Below are 2130 nucleotides of genomic sequence, written 5' to 3' on the forward strand. Positions count from 1 at the left end.
TGCGGGGACAGGGTTCGTAGGTACAAGTACAGCGGGCCAGGTTTCGGTCCTGTTTACACTCCATGTTGCCCTCCTGTGCTTATGGGATTTGCATTTCCATCAGGCGCAGCCGATTGTCTGTCGCCTCTCCACGGGTGATCGGGATTCGCTCCAGACTGGGCCAGGAATACAGGCCACAGTAAATTTCATAGGGCCCTGTGGGCGCATCGGCCGGGATCGGTAGCGTGGTCAGCAGAATGAGCCAGTCCCCTTCGCGCCAGTACGGACTGCTGACCCCCGGTCCGTCCATTTGGGAAATAAACTGTCCAGAGGAGGAGAAAAGGTGGAAAAAGAAATAATCCCAATAAAGAGGACGCTCATTGGTCACTCTCCAGAACGTTGTCAGGATAAGCCCCTCTCCACGTACGGCCTTTTCCACCTGATAGTTCCACAATTGCAGGCCATTCGCCCATTCAGCGATTGGCTCCGGGATACCATCTTCCAGAGAGGGGTGACCTGAAGTCGCATACAACCTCCAGGTGCCGCATGGACCAATATCCCAGATGTTCAGAGGGCGACCGATTCGGTCCAGGACCGCCGTCGTACGGGAGTCCTCTCCGGCAACCAGGTAAAGGGCGGGCGACGAGGGTACCGGTAAGCCATTCCCCAAACGGGTGAAGCGGACAGAGATGTTCTCTGGGAAAAGTTGTCCGATGAAACCGAAAGTGGAGTAAGAGGCGTCTATCCCGTCGCTGAGTACGACCAGGTCACCGAAATGGAACGAGTTCACATAAGCCCGGATGGTGTCCACCGCTGCACAGATATGCCGTGCCTGAGGGCATGTTTGCGCCTCTTCCTGCCGAAGAACCGCGTTGGAGACAAAAAGTGACCATCCGAAGACGGCGGTGAGCAGGAAAAGTAAGCCAGGAGTCCCGGCGAAAGGCCTTATCCGTTGCATCTTCAGGGGCCAGCGCGGGGCAACGAAACGGTGCAGAAAGGAGCCGAGGTCCTCTATCAGCGCGGCCATTGCCAGGTAGACGAGGGGGTACAGGAACAGGAAGTAATGATGTTGAAGGTAATGATGATGACGCATCAGGAGGAGCAGGGGAATTGTAATCCAAAGGAACAGGACGACTCGGGATGCATCGGGCAGAGCCAGGGAACCGTGCCAGGCCTTTCGGGCAGACCGCACGGTGAAGAAGCCCAACCAGGCCAGGCTGACCCATAACCACACCCGCAGCAGGTTTTCCGCTGTTTTCCAGCCACCGGCAGCCAGGAACAGTCCCCGACCGCTGACCAGGTCTCCCGCGATCAACATTGGGGCCACATTAACGTTTGTCTCCTGTGCGGCCGCGATCCTGGAGAAGAGACCCGGCAGGTCCGGCTGATTCAGCAGGTAGGGCACGAAGGACAGGCCGACCAGCGAGACCCCTAATGCCACTGACCAGAAGCGGACCTGTCGGTGAAAGAGAAGCCAGATTGTCCCTATACTGACCAGAAGGGGCAAAGAAGCCAGGTGGGATTGGAAAATGCCGATCAGGGTAAGCGCAGTTCCTACGAATACTGCAAGGCGTGCCTTCCCGGCAATAGAGGCGGTCAGCAGCCAAAGGGCCAGTGCCGCAAAGAAAGGGATCATCACCGGATTCCAGATCAACCGGGAAAAGTGCACCGACCACGGACTCACAGCATAGAGTGCCAGAAAGGTCAGACCAGCCAACCTTCCCAGAAACCGGCGAGCATACAGATAACCAATCCCAACGCTAAGGGTGTTCAGGAAAGCCGTCAGGCCTGCCGCGCTGACCACCTGGTGGGTGAGGGCCAGGGGAATCGCATAAAGGTAGACCGGGAGAGCCGGATGGACCAGCCCCGCCGACGACTGGTTGGCCACGAGGGGGAATCTGACCCCGCGTCCGATGTCCATCGCCATGCTCAACAGGGTGGACTGGTCGCTGCTCATCCATGTGGCCTCTATATGGACAAAACGAAAGTAGAAAGCGGCGATCAGAGCCAGCAGTACGGCCAGCCCCTCCCAAACGGAAAGGGGTTGGTCATCCGGATAGAGCGGAAGCCTCCCATCTCTGCCCATATTACCTGCAACAAAACTCCACCACCACCTCATACAGCACCCGGACGCCGAAGGCCAAGCCGGCC

General features: G+C 57.9%; 1 protein-coding gene. It reads right to left on the reverse strand.

Annotated features, from left to right (window positions below; translation table 11 throughout):
- Positions 1 to 79: 79 nt before the first annotated feature.
- Positions 80 to 2130 (reverse strand): hypothetical protein (locus ABJK56_RS19680; protein ID WP_347246396.1); only part of this gene is annotated, 2051 nt, incomplete at its 5' end.

The sequence above is a fragment of the Thermogutta sp. genome, from assembly GCF_039793925.1.
Lineage (GTDB): Bacteria > Planctomycetota > Planctomycetia > Pirellulales > Thermoguttaceae > Thermogutta.